Source organism: Spiroplasma endosymbiont of Melieria omissa, from assembly GCF_964031175.1.
In the GTDB taxonomy this organism is placed as follows: Bacteria; Bacillota_I; Bacilli_A; order Mycoplasmatales; family VBWQ01; genus Spiroplasma_E; species Spiroplasma_E ixodetis_A.
On record NZ_OZ035012.1, the window covers coordinates 253,962 to 271,987 of the forward strand.

The following is an 18,026-nucleotide window of genomic DNA, read 5'->3' on the forward strand; positions in this document are numbered from 1 at the left end:
TGTCCTTTTTTCTTTTAGATTTACTTTATGTTATTTAAGATTTTATCATGAAAAAATCCAAAAAAATATTATTATCTTTTATTTTTTTTATTTCTTTTTTTAAAGAATTTGATTTATCACATTTGTTCTGTAAATTATGATTTTGTAAATCTATAGAATTTATTTGTTCTTTTCAATAATTTGATTCATTAATTATATTTTGTATTTCTAAATGTCCATTTCTAGTAGCTCATGTTAAAGCACTATCACCATTAGCATCTAAATGAGTAATATCTATATCATTTTTTATTAAAGTGTTAACTACATCTAGTTGTCCTTCTTTGGCGGCTCATATTAGAGCATTATTACCATATTTTGTTTTATGATTAATAATATCACTATTTTTTGTTAATAAAGCGTTAACTACTTCTGTGTGTCCGTTTCTGGCAGCTCATATTAAGGCATTTTCACCAATATTATTTTCGCGATTAATATTAATATCATTCTTTATTAAAATTTTTACTATATCTAAGTGTCCATTTTTAGCTGCTATTATTAAAGCAGTATTATTAAATTTAGTTCTATGTAGAATTACATCAGAGTTTATTTTAATTAAAGTATCAACTATTTCTGTGTGTCCGTTTCTGGTTGCTATTATTAAAGCAGTATTATTAAATTTAGTTCTATGTAGAATTACATCAGAGTTTATTTTAATTAAAGTATCAACTATTTCTGTGTGTCCGTTTTCAATAGCTAATATTAAAAACGTGTTTTTATTTTTGTCTATATAATTAAAATCAGCATTATGTTTTAATAAATTATTAATTATTTCTGTGTGTCGATTTTCGGTGGATATTGTTAAAGCAGTATCACCAAAGTTATCTTTATGATTAAGGTCAATTCCATTTTTTATTAAAGTGTTAACTACATCTAAATGTCCTTCTTTCGCTGCCCATATTAAAGCACTATTTTTGTTTTTATCTATATTATTAATATCAGCACCATGTGCTAGTAAAATTTCAACTATTTCCAAATAACCTTTTCTGGCGGCTATTATTAAAGCAGAGTCACCAAGGTTGTTTACATGATTATTAATGTCATTATCTTTTGTTATTAAAACTTTAACTGTTTCTGTGTATCCGTTTTCAGTAGATCATATTAGAGCAGTATCACCAAATATATTTGTATCATTAATATAAGCATCATTTTTTAATAAAGCTTTAATTGTATTTATATCTAACTAAAGTAATATTTACTCATATCTTGAAAAACAAAATCAATCGCTTTTTTAATATTTGGTCAATAATTTGGTAATATTTTTCTTATATTATGTTTTATAGCAAATCAAAAATGTTCAATTGGATTTAAATTAGGAGAATATGGCGGAAGAAATAATAGTTTGCATCCAGCATTTTCAATTAATTGTTGTGTTAATTTAGATTTATGAAACGTTGCATTATCTAAAACTATAATTTGTCCACGCTTTAATACTGGAATTAGTTTATTTTTAACATATGATTCAAAAATTTTACTATTGCAATGTCCTTCAAATGCTCATAAGGCTTTTAATTTACCTTTATTTAGTGAACCAATTATACTCATTCTCTTTATTTTATATGCGGGTTTATTATCAAATAATCTTTTACCTTTTTCAGATCAACCATATTTATAAAATTCATTATCATCAATTCCAGATTCATCAATATATACTAAATCTTCATTCATTATTTTAGCAATTTCTTTTAAAAAATCTTCTTGTTTATTTTTATCTCTTTGTTCATATAGAAAAGTTTTTTTTATATGTATAATTTAGTTTTTTAAAATAGTTATAAACTGTTTCTTTAGTCATATTTCCAAATTTATCAATTACTTTTTGAACTGTAACATCTTTATTTTCTGCTAAATAATTTTTTAATTCATCTATAGCTAACTAAAGTAATGTTTACTCATATCTTGAAAAACAAAATCAATCGCTTTTTTAATATTTGGTCAATAATTTGGTAATATTTTTCTTATATTATGTTTTATAGCAAATCAAAAATGTTCAATTGGATTTAAATTAGGAGAATATGGCGGAAGAAATAATAGTTTGCATCCAGCATTTTCAATTAATTGTTGTGTTAATTTAGATTTATGAAACGTTGCATTATCTAAAACTATAATTTGTCCACGCTTTAATACTGGAATTAGTTTATTTTTAACATATGATTCAAAAATTTTACTATTGCAATGTCCTTCAAATGCTCATAAGGCTTTTAATTTACCTTTATTTAGTGAACCAATTATACTCATTCTCTTTATTTTATATGCGGGTTTATTATCAAATAATCTTTTACCTTTTTCAGACCAACCATATTTATAAAATTCATTATCATCAATTCCAGATTCATCAATATATACTAAATCTTCATTCATTATTTTAGCTATTTCTTTTAAAAAATCTTCTTGTTTATTTTTATCTCTTTGTTCATATAGAAAAGTTTTTTTTATATGTATAATTTAGTTTTTTAAAATAGTTATAAACTGTTTCTTTAGTCATATTTCCAAATTTATCAATTACTTTTTGAACTGTAACATCTTTATTTTCTGCTAAATAATTTTTTAATTCATCTAAATCCTTTATTTTGTGGCTATGTCCTTTTTGATAATTCAAAATTGGTTTTATATGCCCAGTTTCTTTTTTTCTTTTTCTTCATAAAAATAAAGTCTTTCTAGTGATATTGAACACTTTACAAATTTCTTTAATTTTCATATTTTTACTTTCATAAGCTTCTATTACTTTTCTTCGTAAGTCTTCACTGTATGGTTTTGGCATAATTTAATCTTCCTAATCTATTTTAATTATTGCTGAATTGTACTTTTAAATTCAAAAACTGTTTAAATTACATATTATTATTTTACATTATTTATGAGTAAATATTACTTTAGTTAGCTATAAATCCTTTATTTTGTGGCTATGTCCTTTTTGATAATTCAAAATTGGTTTTATATGCCCAGTTTCTTTTTTTCTTTTTCTTCATAAAAATAAAGTCTTTCTAGTGATATTGAACACTTTACAAATTTCTTTAATTTTCATATTTTTACTTTCATAAGCTTCTATTACTTTTCTTCGTAAGTCTTCACTGTATGGTTTTGGCATAATTTAATCTTCCTAATCTATTTTAATTATTGCTGAATTGTACTTTTAAATTCAAAAACTGTTTAAATTACATATTATTATTTTACATTATTTATGAGTAAATATTACTTTAGTTAGCTATACATGCCCATTTTGTGCTGCTGATATTAGAGCGGTATCACCAATTCAATTTTTGTGATTAATAATCTTAGAACCTGTTTAGAATCTTTTCGAAAATAATGTAAAATGATTATATATTTTAAAATCAGAGGTATATATTATGCATAAAAATTATCCAAGTCATGTCACCAAAGAACAATTTGAGAACATAAAATCAATTTTAGAAAATAGCAAAAAGAAAACAAAACCAAGAAGTTTAGATTTATATGAAGTATTTTGTGCAATTTTATATGTATTAAAAAGTGGTTGTCAATGAAGAATGCTACCAAAAAATTTTCCAAAATGACAAACTGTATATTATTATTTTCAAATTTGAAGTAAAAATAACGGTAAAGAAGCTAGTGTATGGCAATTAATTTTAAAAAAAATTGGTTAAAAAAGTTCGTATCAACAATAATCGCAAAGAACAAACTAGTTTTTGTATAATTGATTCGCAAAGTGTTAAAAATACAGATACTACTGAAAATAAAGGTTATGATGCTGGTAAAAAGATTTCAGGAATAAAGCGTCATATTATTGTTGATTCTCAAGGTTTACCACATGCAATTTACATAACCACAGCAGAAAAAACAGATCGTAATAGCGCTATAATAATGATTGAAAATGAAAAAGAAAATCTTTCTGCAGTTCAAAAAATAATAGTAGATGCTGGTTATACTGGTGAAAAATTTGCTTCTGAAATCAAAACAATCATAAATGCAAATGTTGAAATTATAAAACGCAATGAACTACATACTTTTGTAGTATTACCAAAAAGATGAATTGTAGAACGAAGCTTTGCTTGATTAGAAAAATACAGAAGATTATGAAAAAATTGTGAAAGAAAACTAAATACTAGTTTACAAATGGTTGTTCTTTCCTTTATTTCAGTTTTATTAAAAAGATTCTAAACAGGTTCTTACTATTTGTTGCTAATAAAGCGTTAACTACTTCTGTGTATCCCTTTTTAGCAGCCATTCTTAAAGCATCATCACCAAAATCATTTATAGCTAACTAAAGTAATGTTTACTCATATCTTCAAAAACAAAATCAATCGCTTTTTTAATATTTGGTCAATAATTTGGTAATATTTTTCTTATATTATGTTTTATAGCAAATCAAAAATGTTCAATTGGATTTAAATTAGGAGAATATGGCGGAAGAAATAATAGTTTGCATCCAGCATTTTCAATTAATTGTTGTGTTAATTTAGATTTATGAAACGTTGCATTATCTAAAACTATAATTTGTCCACGCTTTAATACTGGAATTAGTTTATTTTTAACATATGATTCAAAAATTTTACTATTGCAATGTCCTTCAAATGCTCATAAGGCTTTTAATTTACCTTTATTTAGTGAACCAATTATACTCATTCTCTTTATTTTATATGCGGGTTTATTATCAAATAATCTTTTACCTTTTTCAGATCAACCATATTTATAAATTCATTATCATCAATTCCAGATTCATCAATATATACTAAATCTTCATTCATTATTTTAGCTATTTCTTTTAAAAAATCTTCTTGTTTATTTTTATCTCTTTGTTCATATAGAAAAGTTTTTTTTATATGTATAATTTAGTTTTTTAAAATAGTTATAAACTGTTTCTTTAGTCATATTTCCATATTTATCAATTACTTTTTGAACTGTAACATCTTTATTTTCTGCTAAATAATTTTTTAATTCATCTAAATCCTTTATTTTGTGGCTATGTCCTTTTTGATAATTCAAAATTGGTTTTATATGCCCAGTTTCTTTTTTTCTTTTTCTTCATAAAAATAAAGTCTTTCTAGTGATATTGAACACTTTACAAATTTCTTTAATTTTCATATTTTTACTTTCATAAGCTTCTATTACTTTTCTTCGTAAGTCTTCACTGTATGGTTTTGGCATAATTTAATCTTCCTAATCTATTTTAATTATTGCTGAATTGTACTTTTAAATTCAAAAACTGTTTAAATTACATATTATTATTTTACATTATTTATGAGTAAATATTACTTTAGTTAGCTATAAATGAAACTATATTTGCTTATTAATTGACCTATGAACTGTAACATCTTTATTTTCTGCTAAATAATTTTTTAATTCATCTAAATCCTTTATTTTGTGGCTATGTCCTTTTTGATAATTCAAAATTGGTTTTATATGCCCAGTTTCTTTTTTTCTTTTTCTTCATAAAAATAAAGTCTTTCTAGTGATATTGAACACTTTACAAATTTCTTTAATTTTCATATTTTTACTTTCATAAGCTTCTATTACTTTTCTTCGTAAGTCTTCACTGTATGGTTTTGGCATAATTTAATCTTCCTAATCTATTTTAATTATTGCTGAATTGTACTTTTAAATTCAAAAACTGTTTAAATTACATATTATTATTTTACATTATTTATGAGTAAACATTACTTTAGTTAGCTATATATGGTTAATATTAGCGTTATTTTTTAATAAAATTTGAACAATTTTTAAATTACCATGTTCAGCAGCTATTGTTAATGGACTATTATGATGTTCATCTACATAATTAACATCAGCGTTATTTTTTAGTAAAGTTTGGGTCAATTCTAAATCATCATGTTTAGCGCCTTTAATTAATTTTTCATTTTTATTAATATTTATAGTTGTATTTAATTTAGATATTTCTTTTAAATTAGACATTTTTTTCTCCTATCAAATTAAAAAACCTATTTATTTTAAAACTAAAATAAATAGGTTAAAAACTTATATTAAGTTTGAAAAAATTATATCATAAGATTTATTTCTATAGTAAATATAGATAATTGCTATTTACAATTGCAAACGTTAATATTAATTAGCCGTTATAATCATTTTTTAAATACTTTAATGTATCCCATTTTTATTAATTGACTTAGCACACAATAAGTCATGATTATTCCTAAAACAATTGGAATATAGACTGGTGGTGGTCCTACCATATTCATTTGATGACCAATGTAAGTATAAGGTAAACTTAATCCAATGGTACAAATAACAATTGCCATTATATTCACTGGTCAAGTACCACGACTTTGAATAAAAGGAATTTTTTCAGTTCTAAACATTTGTACTATTAATGTTTGTGTTAATAAACCTTCAATAAATCATCCTGAGTTGAACATATTAATATTTTCTGCAGAAGGATTAGCAAAGACACCAAATCCAAATCCAAAAATTGCAAAAGTAGAGATATCAAAAATGCTACTTATAGGTCCATTAATAAAAGCAAATGGTAACATTCCTTTTGGATTTCAGCGTTGTGGTTTTAATAAAAATGATGGATCAACACGATCAAAGGCAATTGTAAATTGTGAAATATCATATAATAAATTTTGAAATAATAATTGTACTGGTGACATTGGTGCAAAAGCAAATCATGCTGATGCTACTAGCACACTAAAGACATTACCAAAGTTAGAAGCAATCGTAATTTTAATATATTTTAAAATATTACCAAAAATGCGACGACCTTCAATAATCCCTTTTTCTAAAACTAATAATGATTTTTCTAATAAAATGATATCTGATGCTTCTTTTGCAATATCAGTAGCATTATCAACAGAAATTCCAACATCAGCATTTCTTAATACTAAAGCATCATTAATACCATCACCCATGAAACCAACAACGTGATCATTACTTTTTAAAGTTTGAATAATCTTTGCCTTTTGTAATGGGTTTAGTTTAACAAAAATATTATTATTTTCAACAATTCTTTTTAATTCATATTCAGTTAGGCCAGTTAATTGTTCACCAGAAATTAATCCTTTAATTTCTAGATTAACACGATTACAAATTGCTCTTGTTACTAATTCATTATCACCAGTTAATATTTTAAGATCAACACCATGTGTTTTTAGCAATTTGATCATTTTTGTTGCTGTAGGTTTTGGTGTATCAAGAAAAGTTATAAAACCAAGAAAAATTAAATTTTTTTCGTTTGTTTCATTATATTTATTATTAGTAAGATTTGTATCTTCATATGAGACACCTAAGAACCTGTTTAGAATCTTTTTAATAGAATTTAACTAAAACAAGAAATAATCATTTATAAATAGGTACTTAACCAATAATTTATTTTCTTTTTCATTTTTTTGTTAAAAAGATTTTATCATTTGAAAACTTATCGACTAAAAATCTATTTTTTATTATAAAATAACCATTATAATATAAATTTTATTAAAAATTAATCAAAAAAGATCCTAAACAGGTTCTAAGACACGTAATCCTTGTTCATTTAATTTTGTTATTTTTTTATTAACCATTTTCATTAAATCAGAATTTAATGGTATTACTTTATCTTGATAAACTATACGATTACATGTATTAATAACTTCTTCAATTGCACCTTTACAAATTAATTTTTTATTATTTAATTTATCTTCTAAAACAACTGTTAATTTACGACGATTAAAATCAAAAGGAATTTCATCGATTTTTTGATAATAATTACTTATATTTTTTAATTTGTTTTTTTCTCCAAATTCAAGTATTGAATTATCCATTGGATTTTTTATTCCTGTTTGAAAATAACTATTTAAATAAATAAACTTAATTAAGTCATTATTTGTTTTATTATCCAATGTTATATGGTTGACTACTTCAATATTATCATTAGTTAAAGTTCCTGTTTTATCAGTACATAAAATATCAATTGCACCTAAATTTTGAATAGCAGCTAGTTGTTTAACAACTACTTTTTGTTTACTCATTTTACTAGCACTTCGCGCTAGATTAGAGGTAACAATCATTGGTAGCATTTCAGGAGTCAAACCAACAGCAACCGAAATTGAAAAAATAAATGCTGCAGGTCAATTGTTTTTTAAAAGGCCATTGATAATTAACACAATGGGTACCATTACTAGCATAAAGCAAATTAACATTAAAGTAACGCGTTTAATTCCTTTGGAAAAAACTACTTAATGGACATTGTTTATTTATTGTATCAGCAATAGTAGCGAAGTAGGTGTTAGTAGCTGTTGCTATAACAATAGCAATTGCACTTCCAGAAACAACACTTGTTCCCATAAAACAAATATTTTGTAAATCAAATAAGTTTTGATATGCAGGATCGTTAATAGCGTGTTTTTCAGCAGGTAGTGATTCTCCTGTTAATGATGATTGATTAATAAATAAATCATTGCTTAATAAAATTTTTAAATCAGCAGGAATTAAATCACCGGGTAATAATTCATTAACATTTATTTCTTGTGCTTGTTTAATTATTTTAATTGAGTTTTCTTTAGTAATTTGATTAATTTTTATATTACGAATAACAGTAGCTGTATTTTTGACCAAAATTATTAAATGTTTAGTAATAAAAAAAGCTCGTATTGATTGAATGTAAATTAGGGTTCCACTTAATAAAATCATAGTTCCAACAATAATAGCGGCAACCAATGAATAAATTGAAGTATCATTTGTTGTAAAATATGAGAATAAATTATAGATAGTAATAATTGCTAAAATTATATTGAATGGTCCAAAATATGCTTTTAAAAATTCTAAAATTCAATTAAATTTTGTATTTTTTAAAGTATTAATACCATATTTTTTTCTTCTTATTTCAATTTGGTCTGTTTTAAGACGAAAATTATGTAAATCTAAATTTTTTAGTAATTGTTTTTGGTTAAATTGTGCAATTTGTTTAATATAATCACCATTTGTGTAAACTAATGGTTTTTTAAAACTAAATTGTAATTTAAAATAAATTTTGTTTAAAAAAATCTTCATAATTTCTTTACCTCCTTATTTTTCTTATTTTAAGACTTTTAAATAAGGATTTAGAAATTTATTAACACGCTAAAAAAATATTTTTTTAGTAAAAATACTAGGAGAATATTTGACTGAATCTTTATTTAAAAGTACACTTTTAAAATTACTAATTTTTAAATTAGTATTATTTTTCTTATTATAAATGGAATCGCTGTCAGTCATGATATCACTCTCCTTTATCCTTTGACATTTTAACATGTTTCTCTTTAAAAAGATAACTTTTTTTAATTTATATAATTTTAAGAAAAAGATGATTACTATAAAATATTCAAATTTATTTTATGTTATTATTAATTAATGTTACTTGTTACTTTAATAATTAAAATAATAGGAGGTAAACATGAATACATTTGTAATAGTTGGTATTATTATAATAGCTATTGCTATTATTAGTTTTATGTTATTATTTAAAATTATAAAATGACTTCCTATTTGTATTATTGTTGGTGGTATCATTTTGGCTGCATTATTTTTTGGTTTTGGTATATGACCATTAGATAATATTCATTTTACTAATTTTTATTAATATTAATAAAAATTAAAATAATAAATAATAATTAGTTTAAATCTTAACTATTGACTATAATATATTTTTGAATAAGAGGTAAAAAATGGAACGAATTAAGCAAGCACAATTTTTAACTAGTGCTATTAAAGAAGAACAATGGCCGCAGGATGAAATTCCTGAATTTTGTTTTGTTGGTCGTAGTAATGTTGGTAAATCAACATTTTTAAATACAATTTGTAATAATGGTAAGTTAGCTAGAGTTTCACAAACACCTGGTAAAACACAAATGCTAAATTTTTTTACAATTAATAATAATATTTGTCGCTTTGTTGATGTTCCTGGCTATGGTTTTGCTAAAGTATCAAATGAAAAAAAAATCCAATTTGCGACAATGATGGATGAATATTTTCAGTCACGAAAAAATTTAAAAGCAGTTTTTTTATTATTAGATTTAAGACATGCACCCAGTAAAGATGATATTGATATGTTGGAATATTTACAACATTATCATTTAAAAATTCATTTAATTGCTACTAAAGTTGATAAAGTGAAAAATAGTCAATTAGTAAAAAATAAAAAATTAATATTATCAACTTTAAAACTTAGCACTAATACTCCTATTATTTTATTTTCTAGTATTAGTAAACAAGGAATTGATTTAGTAATTAGTAAATTAGCAGATGATGTTAATACTGATGAAGTTGAAGTAGAAACTTAATAGTATAATATTTGTTGCTATAAAAAAAGATAAAAGTTGTTTAATATGTATATTTTTATTAAAAATATCAATATTCAGTATAGAATAGAATATAATAATAATTAAACTTAATATAAGTTTTTAACTCATTATTTTGATAAAAATAAATGAGTTTTTATTTGAAAGGAAGATTAAAAGAAATGTCTATAAAAAATGAAATTTTACAAAATCTTGAAGCAAAATCAGAAGAAAATGTAGAACAAAAACCTACAAAATGAAAAGAATTTAAAACAGAACATCCAAAAGCAGCAAAAATATTAAAAGTGGGTGCTATTGGTACTGGTGTTAGTCTTGCAGCTGGTGCTGTACTTACTCCTATTGGAGCGGGTGTTTCTGCTGTGGCTGGTGCTCTAAGTTTTAAATTGGCTGTAGCAGGAATGTCAACAACTGCAGCAGCGACTTTCGGAGCAGTTACTGGAGCAAGAACAGGAGCAACTTTAGGTATAGGATTAGGTGTTTTGGAAGGTAAAGAAGCAGCAAAAAAATTTGATGAAAAACAAAGAAGACAAAGACAAATTGAAGTTGACAATGATAAGTTTGCAGATAAAAAAACCGCTATAAATAATATAGATTCACAAATTGAAGTAAAAATAGAATCAAAGAAAATGGCCAGTTTATAATTAATTTTTAGATTTAAGGTAGTCTATGTTATAATATAAATATATTACTTTTTAAGGTAATAAATCCCCAATCATGTTATTGGGGATTTAGTGTTTTTAATATTTTTTAACATTAAAATGTGTATAATTTATTTTTGTATATATTGTGTTTTAAAAAATAATAAAAAAGATTAAAATATTAAAATTTGAGGAGATGAAGTTAATATGAATAATACAAGTGATATAAATGATAATTTTGTTATTAGTAGAGCAGTACTGTCAGATGTTTCATGTACCTCTTGTGCTAGTGTCATCGAAAGACATTTTACTAAAGAAGATGGTATTACTGTTAGTATCAATTTTGCTACTAAAAAAGCACAATTTAGTTATGATCCTAAGTTTTGAAATGAAAAAAAAATTAAAAAAGCAATGCATCATTTAGGATATGAAATTTGTAAGTTTGAAACTGAGATTAAAGATATAAAAACGAGTCACCAAGTTGATATGAAAGATATTACAGATGATCATAGTAGTCATAGTCATAGTAGTGAACAACATCAATCTCATATGTCAGAACAACATCATAATCATCAACATAATGTTAAATTACGTGATTTAATTGAACTTATTATTGGTTGAATATTGTTACTACCATTATTATTAATTATGATACCTAATACTTCATTTTTTGATAGTTTACGTAATCCTTATGTTCAACTTGCACTAGCAATTCCAATTCAATTTTATTTTGGTCATAAATTTTATATTGGTATTTATCGAGAATTAATTAAACAAAAATGACCTGGTATGCATACTTTAGTAGCACTAGGAACAACAACGGCATTTATTTTTTCTATTTATTTAATGATAATTAATAAAACCGAACACTTATATTTTGAAGTTAGTGCTTCAATTATTATGATTGTTTTACTTGGTGATTTAATTAGTGCTGTTGCACAGAAAAGGGCTACTAGTGGCTTAGAAAGTTTAATGTCATTAAAGCCAAAATCAATCTTAAAATATGATTATAATACCAAAACAGAAACTTTTATTAATATTGAAGATGTACAATTAAATGATATTTTAATTATTCGAAAAGGTGAAAATATTCCTACTGATGGTCAATTAATTAGTGAAGAAGCATTTATTAATGAATCAATGTTAACTGGTGAATCGCAAGTTATTACGAAACAAGTTAACCAAAATTTAATTGGTGGAACTAATAATGTTGGTGATAGTTTTAGGATGAAAGCAACTAAAATTGGTAAAGACACAGTATTAGCAAGTATTATTAAGGCAGTTGAAGATGCACAATCTCAGAAACCAAAATTACAAAAATTGGCTGATAAAATTTCTGGGTGATTTACACCAACTGTTATTTTAATTGCCATTTTAGTTTTTCTTATTCGTTATTTTGCAGTAGGTAATGGTGTGCAAGAATCATTAGAAATTGCAATTGCAACTTTAATAATTGCTTGTCCTTGTGCATTAGGAATTGCAACACCATTAGCAGTTGCTGTTGGAATTAATAAAGCAGCAAAAATAGGAATCATTTATAATAAGGCTAGTGCTTTTGAAAAAATTACTAAGATTGATACCATTTGTTTTGATAAAACAGGAACATTAACTACTGGTAATTTGGTTATTACTAAAATTTATGGTCAAGAAAAACATGTTAATAAGGCAATTGCTATGGAAAAGCATTCAACACATCCTTTGGCTTTAGTTTTTTCTTTATATTCTAATACTAATAATGTTGGACAATCATTGACAATTACCGAGGTTAAAGAACAAATTGGTTTTGGTATTAAAGCAAAATATCAAACTGAAGAATTACAAATTTCATCACTTGAAAATTTACAAAAAGCAAAAATGCCATTTAGTCCATTTCTAAAAACATTTGACTTTGAAACAGTTACTCCTAGACAGAAAGTATTGGCATTGGCAATTAATAAAGTTGTTACTAATATTTTTATTTTAGAAGATGAATTACACACAAATGCATTATTAACAATTGAAAAAGTTAAAAAACAGGGAATTGAGGTTATTTTAATTAGTGGTGATAATGAATCACAAACATTTGCTATTGCTAATCGTGTTGGGATAGAAACATACTTTGCTAATGTTACACCACAAGGTAAATCACAAATTGTTGCTGATTTACAAGCAAAAGGTAAAAAAGTAGCGTTTGTTGGTGATGGTATTAATGATGTTATTGCCTTAGAACAATCTGATTTAGCGATTGCAATGGGCTCTGGTAGTGATATTGCTAAAAAAATTGGTGATATTACTATTCTTGATAATGATATTAGTATTGTTTATAAGGCTATTGTTTTAACTAAAAAAACTAAAAATAATATTTGAATGAATTTTATTTGAGCATTTAGTTATAATATTATCATTATTCCATTAGCTGCTGCCGGATTTATTATTCCACCGTTGGCTGCAATTGCAATGGCTCTTTCTGATATAACTGTTGTTGGAAATTCATTAATTTTTAAATGAAGAAAATATAAATATTAGATAATATAGCTAACTAAAGTAATATTTACTCATAAATAATGTAAAATAATAATATGTAATTTAAACAGTTTTTGAATTTAAAAGTACAATTCAGCAATAATTAAAATAGATTAGGAAGATTAAATTATGCCAAAACCATACAGTGAAGACTTACGAAGAAAAGTAATAGAAGCTTATGAAAGTAAAAATATGAAAATTAAAGAAATTTGTAAAGTGTTCAATATCACTAGAAAGACTTTATTTTTATGAAGAAAAAGAAAAAAAGAAACTGGGCATATAAAACCAATTTTGAATTATCAAAAAGGACATAGCCACAAAATAAAGGATTTAGATGAATTAAAAAATTATTTAGCAGAAAATAAAGATGTTACAGTTCAAAAAGTAATTGATAAATTTGGAAATATGACTAAAGAAACAGTTTATAACTATTTTAAAAAACTAAATTATACATATAAAAAAAACTTTTCTATATGAACAAAGAGATAAAAATAAACAAGAAGATTTTTTAAAAGAAATAGCTAAAATAATGAATGAAGATTTAGTATATATTGATGAATCTGGAATTGATGATAATGAATTTTATAAATATGGTTGATCTGAAAAAGGTAAAAGATTATTTGATAATAAACCCGCATATAAAATAAAGAGAATGAGTATAATTGGTTCACTAAATAAAGGTAAATTAAAAGCCTTATGAGCATTTGAAGGACATTGCAATAGTAAAATTTTTGAATCATATGTTAAAAATAAACTAATTCCAGTATTAAAGCGTGGACAAATTATAGTTTTAGATAATGCAACGTTTCATAAATCTAAATTAACACAACAATTAATTGAAAATGCTGGATGCAAACTATTATTTCTTCCGCCATATTCTCCTAATTTAAATCCAATTGAACATTTTTGATTTGCTATAAAACATAATATAAGAAAAATATTACCAAATTATTGACCAAATATTAAAAAAGCGATTGATTTTGTTTTTCAAGATATGAGTAAACATTACTTTAGTTAGCTATATATAAATTAATAATAAATAAAAAAGTACTTTAATTTTTTAAAAGGGGGAATTTAAATGGCTAGACAAAATGAAGAAAAAAAAGCAGAGCTTGATCAAAAGATATCTATTTTACAGGAAATGATATGTATTATAGAAGAAAAAAATAATCTTGAACCAAAGCCTGATGAAAAGTTGATTAGAATTAATCAACTGATAATTGATGATTATAAGAACAAACTTTCTCTATTAGTAAAAGAAAGAGAAAATAATGATTGAGAAACAATTAATTTAGAAGATATTGATAAACCATCAACAAGTCAAAATAAATGAAGTTTATCAAAATTATAAAAAAAGTTACCAATTAAGGTAACTTTTTTTATAATTTTAAAAATTAAAACTTACCTTTCTCTATAACCCTACTAGGTAAGTATTTTGATTATACTTTATCATTGTTGATTTGTATAGCAATTTTAGTGTTTTTTTAAAATTTCAATATTTTTTTATATTTAAAAGAGTCAGATTTAAAATCTGACTCTTTTAAGCAATTATCTGTCTATCTATTTGTTTTTAGGATTTTCTTCAGCATTAGCTCATAATGCTGCTGCTTTTCCAAAAGCCTCAGTGTGTTTTAATTCTGAGTGTTCTGCTTTAACTTTTGGCAATGTAGTTTTCATAAAAATATTAAAAACAGTAGGTTTTTTTGCTGCCATATTTTCCTTCTCCTTTCACTTTTCTTATATTATTATAATATATTTTAATTATTAGTGTTTTAATAAACTATAAGAGTATATTTTTAAAAATATTAAGTTTTTATTTTTTAAAAACATAATTATTAATAATGTATCCAACTCCATGTTCATCATTATTTGGAGCAATAGTTTTACCATATGGTTTTAAAGCAATATTAGCATTTTGCATTACTATTGGATGACCAGATACTTCAAACATTGGTAAATCATTAAATCCATCACCAATCGTTAATGCATCTTTAGTGTCAATATTTAAATGATTACATAATCATTGTAGTGCCGAACCTTTATTAATGTTTTTATTACCAATTGAAAAAACATTTGTATGATATTGAACAATTATTAAATCTGGAAAGTTAGTTTCAAAACTATTAATGAATTTTGTAATTTCATTAGCCTTTCAATATTTTTCTAAAATAACCATTACTTTTGAGATTGGCATTTTAATATCAGTACTATTAGTTAACTTAATAATTTTAATTTGCAGATTTTCAACTCATGTACTTCAACTATTAGCCGCATGGTTAACATACAAAGTATCAATACTATTAAAATGTAAAATCATTTGTTTATTATATTTGGTTAATCATTCATAAAGTTTAATTGTTGTTTCTGAATTTAATTGTTGTAAATAAATTCATTTTTGTTTAGTATATGATCAAATTTCAGCACCATCATTACCAATAATATAACCATCATATTGTTCAGCATTAATCATTTTACCAACACGAATAGCATTTTCACCATATCTACCTGTATTAATTACAACTTTAATATTATTTTTTTGAGCTTTTAAACAAGCATTAAGATTAATTTCACTTAAGGCACTGCCACTATCAAATAAAGTACCATCTACATCAGTAAAAATTATTTTTACCATCAATCATTTCCTGCTTTCTTTTTTCTATTATTTTATTAATATTATAAAGATAAAATAATAAAATACTATATATTTCCATAGAATAAAATTTCTTAAATTAAAATAAAATATTATATTTTAAACATAATATTTTATTTTAATTTTTTATTATATAAAAATGTTAAAAAAGAAAAAACCTTTAATGAAAAACATAAAGGTTAACAAAATAATGTATGGTGCGGAACAAGGGACTTGAACCCTCATGCCTTTCGGCGCCAGAGCCTAAATCTGGTGCGTCTGCCAGTTTCGCCAATTCCGCATTTTTGGTGTCCCGTATAGGCTTCGAACCTACAACCCTCAGATTAAGAGTCTGATGCTCTGCCAATTGAGCTAACGAGACATCTAGGGGAATAAAAAACAAGTAATTATAATACTTGCAGTCTAAATATTAATTAATGGTGACTCGTACGGGGATCGAACCCGTAATGTAGGAATGAAAATCCTATGTGTTTACCAATTCACCAACGAGCCGTAGAAAACAAGAGTTTAGAATAATGGCGCCCAGTATAGGATTTGAACCTATGACACTTCGATTAACAGTCGAATGCTCTGCCGCTGAGCTAACCGGGCATTTACTAAACCTTAATTATTATATTGAAGAAAAGTATAATTTGCAATAACTAATAAAGTTTTTTTTATTTTTTTCTTGATTACGGCAATGTATAGCTAACTAAAGTAATGTTTACTCATATCTTGAAAAACAAAATCAATCGCTTTTTTAATATTTGGTCAATAATTTGGTAATATTTTTCTTATATTATGTTTTATAGCAAATCAAAAATGTTCAATTGGATTTAAATTAGGAGAATATGGCGGAAGAAATAATAGTTTGCATCCAGCATTTTCAATTAATTGTTGTGTTAATTTAGATTTATGAAACGTTGCATTATCTAAAACTATAATTTGTCCACGCTTTAATACTGGAATTAGTTTATTTTTAACATATGATTCAAAAATTTTACTATTGCAATGTCCTTCAAATGCTCATAAGGCTTTTAATTTACCTTTATTTAGTGAACCAATTATACTCATTCTCTTTATTTTATATGCGGGTTTATTATCAAATAATCTTTTACCTTTTTCAGATCAACCATATTTATAAAATTCATTATCATCAATTCCAGATTCATCAATATATACTAAATCTTCATTCATTATTTTAGCTATTTCTTTTAAAAAATCTTCTTGTTTATTTTTATCTCTTTGTTCATATAGAAAAGTTTTTTTTATATGTATAATTTAGTTTTTTAAAATAGTTATAAACTGTTTCTTTAGTTATATTTCCAAATTTATCAATTACTTTTTGAACTGTAACATCTTTATTTTCTGCTAAATAATTTTTTAATTCATCTAAATCCTTTATTTTGTGGCTATGTCCTTTTTGATAATTCAAAATTGGTTTTATATGCCCAGTTTCTTTTTTTCTTTTTCTTCATAAGACTTACTGCATAACGTTTTTAAGTTTTAATGATAAATTATAAAATCCTGCAATTAAATTAAATCTTAAAAATATTCGTTTTCTACCTTTTCTAAATTTATAACCAATAATTTTAAAACATTTTAAAAATGCAAAAACATGTTCAATTTTTCTGCGAGTTTTATTAATAATCTTATTAAAAATTTTAATTTTACTTGTTTTAGGATTATTTTTACTAGTTTTAATGGGTAAAAATGTATTACTATGAATTTTTTGTAAACCTTGATAACCTTTATCTGCAAGAATTACAGTTTCTGACAAAAATTCTAACTTTGAATTTTTAAAAGTTTTAAAATCATGATTTTTACCAGTATCAGGAAAAATATTTAAAATTTCATTAGTATGTGCATTAATTATGGTTTGAAACTTAACAGTATGCATTCATTTTTTGCCAGAAAATCAATCTTTTTGATTATATTTTGGTCGTTCTGTTTCTACTTCTGTTACATCAATTATCAAAA

Annotated in this window: 24 protein-coding genes, 4 tRNA genes and 1 pseudogene; 8 read left to right on the forward strand and 21 right to left on the reverse strand. The window is 24.2% G+C overall.

Features of this window, described 5'->3' with window-relative positions:
- Positions 1-34 precede the first annotated feature (34 nt).
- The 5 genes from ACQH26_RS01630 to ACQH26_RS01650 all read right to left on the reverse strand — a co-directional run bounded on the left by ACQH26_RS01630 (position 35) and on the right by ACQH26_RS01650 (position 3,118).
- Positions 35-1,219 (reverse strand): ankyrin repeat domain-containing protein, encoded by a 1,185-nt coding sequence (locus ACQH26_RS01630; protein ID WP_425383062.1) that lies wholly within the window; start codon positions 1,217-1,219, stop codon positions 35-37.
- Complete coding sequence (locus tag ACQH26_RS01635) at positions 1,216-1,704, reverse strand: IS630 family transposase (RefSeq protein ID WP_425382099.1); 489 nt, start codon at positions 1,702-1,704, stop codon at positions 1,216-1,218. Before ACQH26_RS01635 ends, ACQH26_RS01630 begins: the two co-directional genes overlap by 4 nt.
- A gap of 201 nt (positions 1,705-1,905) precedes the next feature.
- A complete protein-coding gene (locus tag ACQH26_RS01640) occupies positions 1,906-2,478 on the reverse strand; it encodes an IS630 family transposase (protein WP_425383063.1) in 573 nt (190 codons plus the stop codon).
- Entirely contained in the window at positions 2,435-2,794 is a 360-nt protein-coding gene (locus ACQH26_RS01645) for a helix-turn-helix domain-containing protein (RefSeq protein ID WP_425381863.1), read from the reverse strand. Before ACQH26_RS01645 ends, ACQH26_RS01640 begins: the two co-directional genes overlap by 44 nt.
- A gap of 117 nt (positions 2,795-2,911) precedes the next feature.
- On the reverse strand, positions 2,912-3,118 hold the full coding sequence (locus ACQH26_RS01650; RefSeq protein WP_425382658.1) for an IS630 transposase-related protein: 207 nt from the start codon (positions 3,116-3,118) through the stop codon (positions 2,912-2,914).
- A gap of 259 nt (positions 3,119-3,377) precedes the next feature.
- Here ACQH26_RS01650 and ACQH26_RS01655 point away from each other — a divergent pair.
- Positions 3,378-4,167, forward strand: a protein-coding gene (locus tag ACQH26_RS01655; RefSeq protein WP_425382012.1) for an IS5 family transposase whose coding sequence is annotated in 2 segments (ribosomal slippage) — positions 3,378-3,638 and positions 3,640-4,167 — 789 coding nt in all. Because the reading frame shifts where the segments join, the coding sequence is not laid out codon by codon here.
- 99 nt (positions 4,168-4,266) lie between these two features.
- Here the strand turns inward: ACQH26_RS01655 and ACQH26_RS01660 are convergent.
- From ACQH26_RS01660 to ACQH26_RS01690, 7 genes and pseudogenes are all read right to left on the reverse strand, one after another.
- Positions 4,267-4,632 carry a transposase gene (locus ACQH26_RS01660; protein ID WP_425382659.1) on the reverse strand — a complete coding sequence of 122 codons (366 nt, stop codon included), beginning with the start codon at positions 4,630-4,632 and terminating at the stop codon, positions 4,267-4,269.
- Between the two features lie 162 nt (positions 4,633-4,794).
- Positions 4,795-5,154, reverse strand: a complete 360-nt coding sequence (locus ACQH26_RS01665; protein WP_425381993.1) for a helix-turn-helix domain-containing protein — start codon at positions 5,152-5,154, stop codon at positions 4,795-4,797.
- A gap of 129 nt (positions 5,155-5,283) precedes the next feature.
- The gene (locus tag ACQH26_RS01670) at positions 5,284-5,559 is read right to left on the reverse strand and encodes an IS630 transposase-related protein (protein WP_425382660.1); all 276 of its coding nucleotides are present in this window, start codon (positions 5,557-5,559) and stop codon (positions 5,284-5,286) included.
- A gap of 117 nt (positions 5,560-5,676) precedes the next feature.
- The gene (locus ACQH26_RS01675; protein WP_425382661.1) at positions 5,677-5,919 is read right to left on the reverse strand and encodes an ankyrin repeat domain-containing protein; all 243 of its coding nucleotides are present in this window, start codon (positions 5,917-5,919) and stop codon (positions 5,677-5,679) included.
- Between the two features lie 161 nt (positions 5,920-6,080).
- A pseudogene (locus ACQH26_RS01680) lies at positions 6,081-7,214 on the reverse strand (HAD-IC family P-type ATPase); the annotation flags it as partial.
- 246 nt (positions 7,215-7,460) lie between these two features.
- Entirely contained in the window at positions 7,461-8,105 is a 645-nt protein-coding gene (locus ACQH26_RS01685; protein ID WP_425382662.1) for a hypothetical protein, read from the reverse strand.
- 49 nt (positions 8,106-8,154) lie between these two features.
- Positions 8,155-8,991, reverse strand: coding sequence for a cation-transporting P-type ATPase (locus ACQH26_RS01690; RefSeq protein WP_425382663.1), 837 nt, complete (start codon positions 8,989-8,991; stop codon positions 8,155-8,157).
- A 382-nt stretch (positions 8,992-9,373) separates the two neighbouring features.
- Here ACQH26_RS01690 and ACQH26_RS01695 point away from each other — a divergent pair, with 382 nt between their 5' ends.
- The 7 genes from ACQH26_RS01695 (at position 9,374) to ACQH26_RS01725 (ending at position 14,768) form a co-directional block, all read left to right on the forward strand.
- On the forward strand, positions 9,374-9,559 hold the full coding sequence (locus ACQH26_RS01695) for a hypothetical protein (RefSeq protein ID WP_425382664.1): 186 nt from the start codon (positions 9,374-9,376) through the stop codon (positions 9,557-9,559).
- An 85-nt stretch (positions 9,560-9,644) separates the two neighbouring features.
- Entirely contained in the window at positions 9,645-10,259 is a 615-nt protein-coding gene (yihA, locus tag ACQH26_RS01700) for a ribosome biogenesis GTP-binding protein YihA/YsxC (RefSeq protein ID WP_338986744.1), read from the forward strand.
- A 179-nt stretch (positions 10,260-10,438) separates the two neighbouring features.
- Positions 10,439-10,918 carry a hypothetical protein gene (locus ACQH26_RS01705; protein ID WP_425382665.1) on the forward strand — a complete coding sequence of 160 codons (480 nt, stop codon included), beginning with the start codon at positions 10,439-10,441 and terminating at the stop codon, positions 10,916-10,918.
- 204 nt (positions 10,919-11,122) lie between these two features.
- Positions 11,123-13,420 carry a heavy metal translocating P-type ATPase gene (locus ACQH26_RS01710; RefSeq protein ID WP_425382666.1) on the forward strand — a complete coding sequence of 766 codons (2,298 nt, stop codon included), beginning with the start codon at positions 11,123-11,125 and terminating at the stop codon, positions 13,418-13,420.
- A gap of 126 nt (positions 13,421-13,546) precedes the next feature.
- Positions 13,547-13,906, forward strand: coding sequence for a helix-turn-helix domain-containing protein (locus ACQH26_RS01715; protein ID WP_425381863.1), 360 nt, complete (start codon positions 13,547-13,549; stop codon positions 13,904-13,906).
- 40 nt (positions 13,907-13,946) lie between these two features.
- Positions 13,947-14,435: an IS630 family transposase gene (locus tag ACQH26_RS01720; RefSeq protein ID WP_425381862.1), complete on the forward strand. Its 489-nt coding sequence runs from the start codon at positions 13,947-13,949 to the stop codon at positions 14,433-14,435.
- A 60-nt stretch (positions 14,436-14,495) separates the two neighbouring features.
- Positions 14,496-14,768 (forward strand): hypothetical protein, encoded by a 273-nt coding sequence (locus tag ACQH26_RS01725; RefSeq protein WP_425382667.1) that lies wholly within the window; start codon positions 14,496-14,498, stop codon positions 14,766-14,768.
- A 209-nt stretch (positions 14,769-14,977) separates the two neighbouring features.
- On the opposite strand, the gene ACQH26_RS01730 is transcribed toward ACQH26_RS01725, so the two are convergent.
- The 9 genes from ACQH26_RS01730 to ACQH26_RS01770 form a co-directional block, all read right to left on the reverse strand.
- Complete coding sequence (locus ACQH26_RS01730; protein ID WP_425382668.1) at positions 14,978-15,130, reverse strand: hypothetical protein; 153 nt, start codon at positions 15,128-15,130, stop codon at positions 14,978-14,980.
- A gap of 100 nt (positions 15,131-15,230) precedes the next feature.
- Positions 15,231-16,049 (reverse strand): Cof-type HAD-IIB family hydrolase, encoded by an 819-nt coding sequence (locus ACQH26_RS01735; RefSeq protein WP_425382669.1) that lies wholly within the window; start codon positions 16,047-16,049, stop codon positions 15,231-15,233.
- A gap of 213 nt (positions 16,050-16,262) precedes the next feature.
- Positions 16,263-16,347, reverse strand: a tRNA-Leu gene (locus ACQH26_RS01740).
- 5 nt (positions 16,348-16,352) lie between these two features.
- Positions 16,353-16,428, reverse strand: a tRNA-Lys gene (locus ACQH26_RS01745).
- 56 nt (positions 16,429-16,484) lie between these two features.
- Positions 16,485-16,559, reverse strand: a tRNA-Glu gene (locus ACQH26_RS01750).
- Positions 16,560-16,583: 24 nt separating this feature from the next.
- Positions 16,584-16,658: transfer RNA gene (locus ACQH26_RS01755), tRNA-Asn, on the reverse strand.
- 96 nt (positions 16,659-16,754) lie between these two features.
- Positions 16,755-17,243 (reverse strand): IS630 family transposase, encoded by a 489-nt coding sequence (locus tag ACQH26_RS01760; RefSeq protein WP_425381862.1) that lies wholly within the window; start codon positions 17,241-17,243, stop codon positions 16,755-16,757.
- 40 nt (positions 17,244-17,283) lie between these two features.
- Positions 17,284-17,481 carry a hypothetical protein gene (locus ACQH26_RS01765; protein WP_425382670.1) on the reverse strand — a complete coding sequence of 66 codons (198 nt, stop codon included), beginning with the start codon at positions 17,479-17,481 and terminating at the stop codon, positions 17,284-17,286.
- Positions 17,482-17,529: 48 nt separating this feature from the next.
- Positions 17,530-18,024, reverse strand: a complete 495-nt coding sequence (locus tag ACQH26_RS01770) for a transposase family protein (RefSeq protein WP_425381872.1) — start codon at positions 18,022-18,024, stop codon at positions 17,530-17,532.
- Positions 18,025-18,026: the final 2 nt, after the last annotated feature.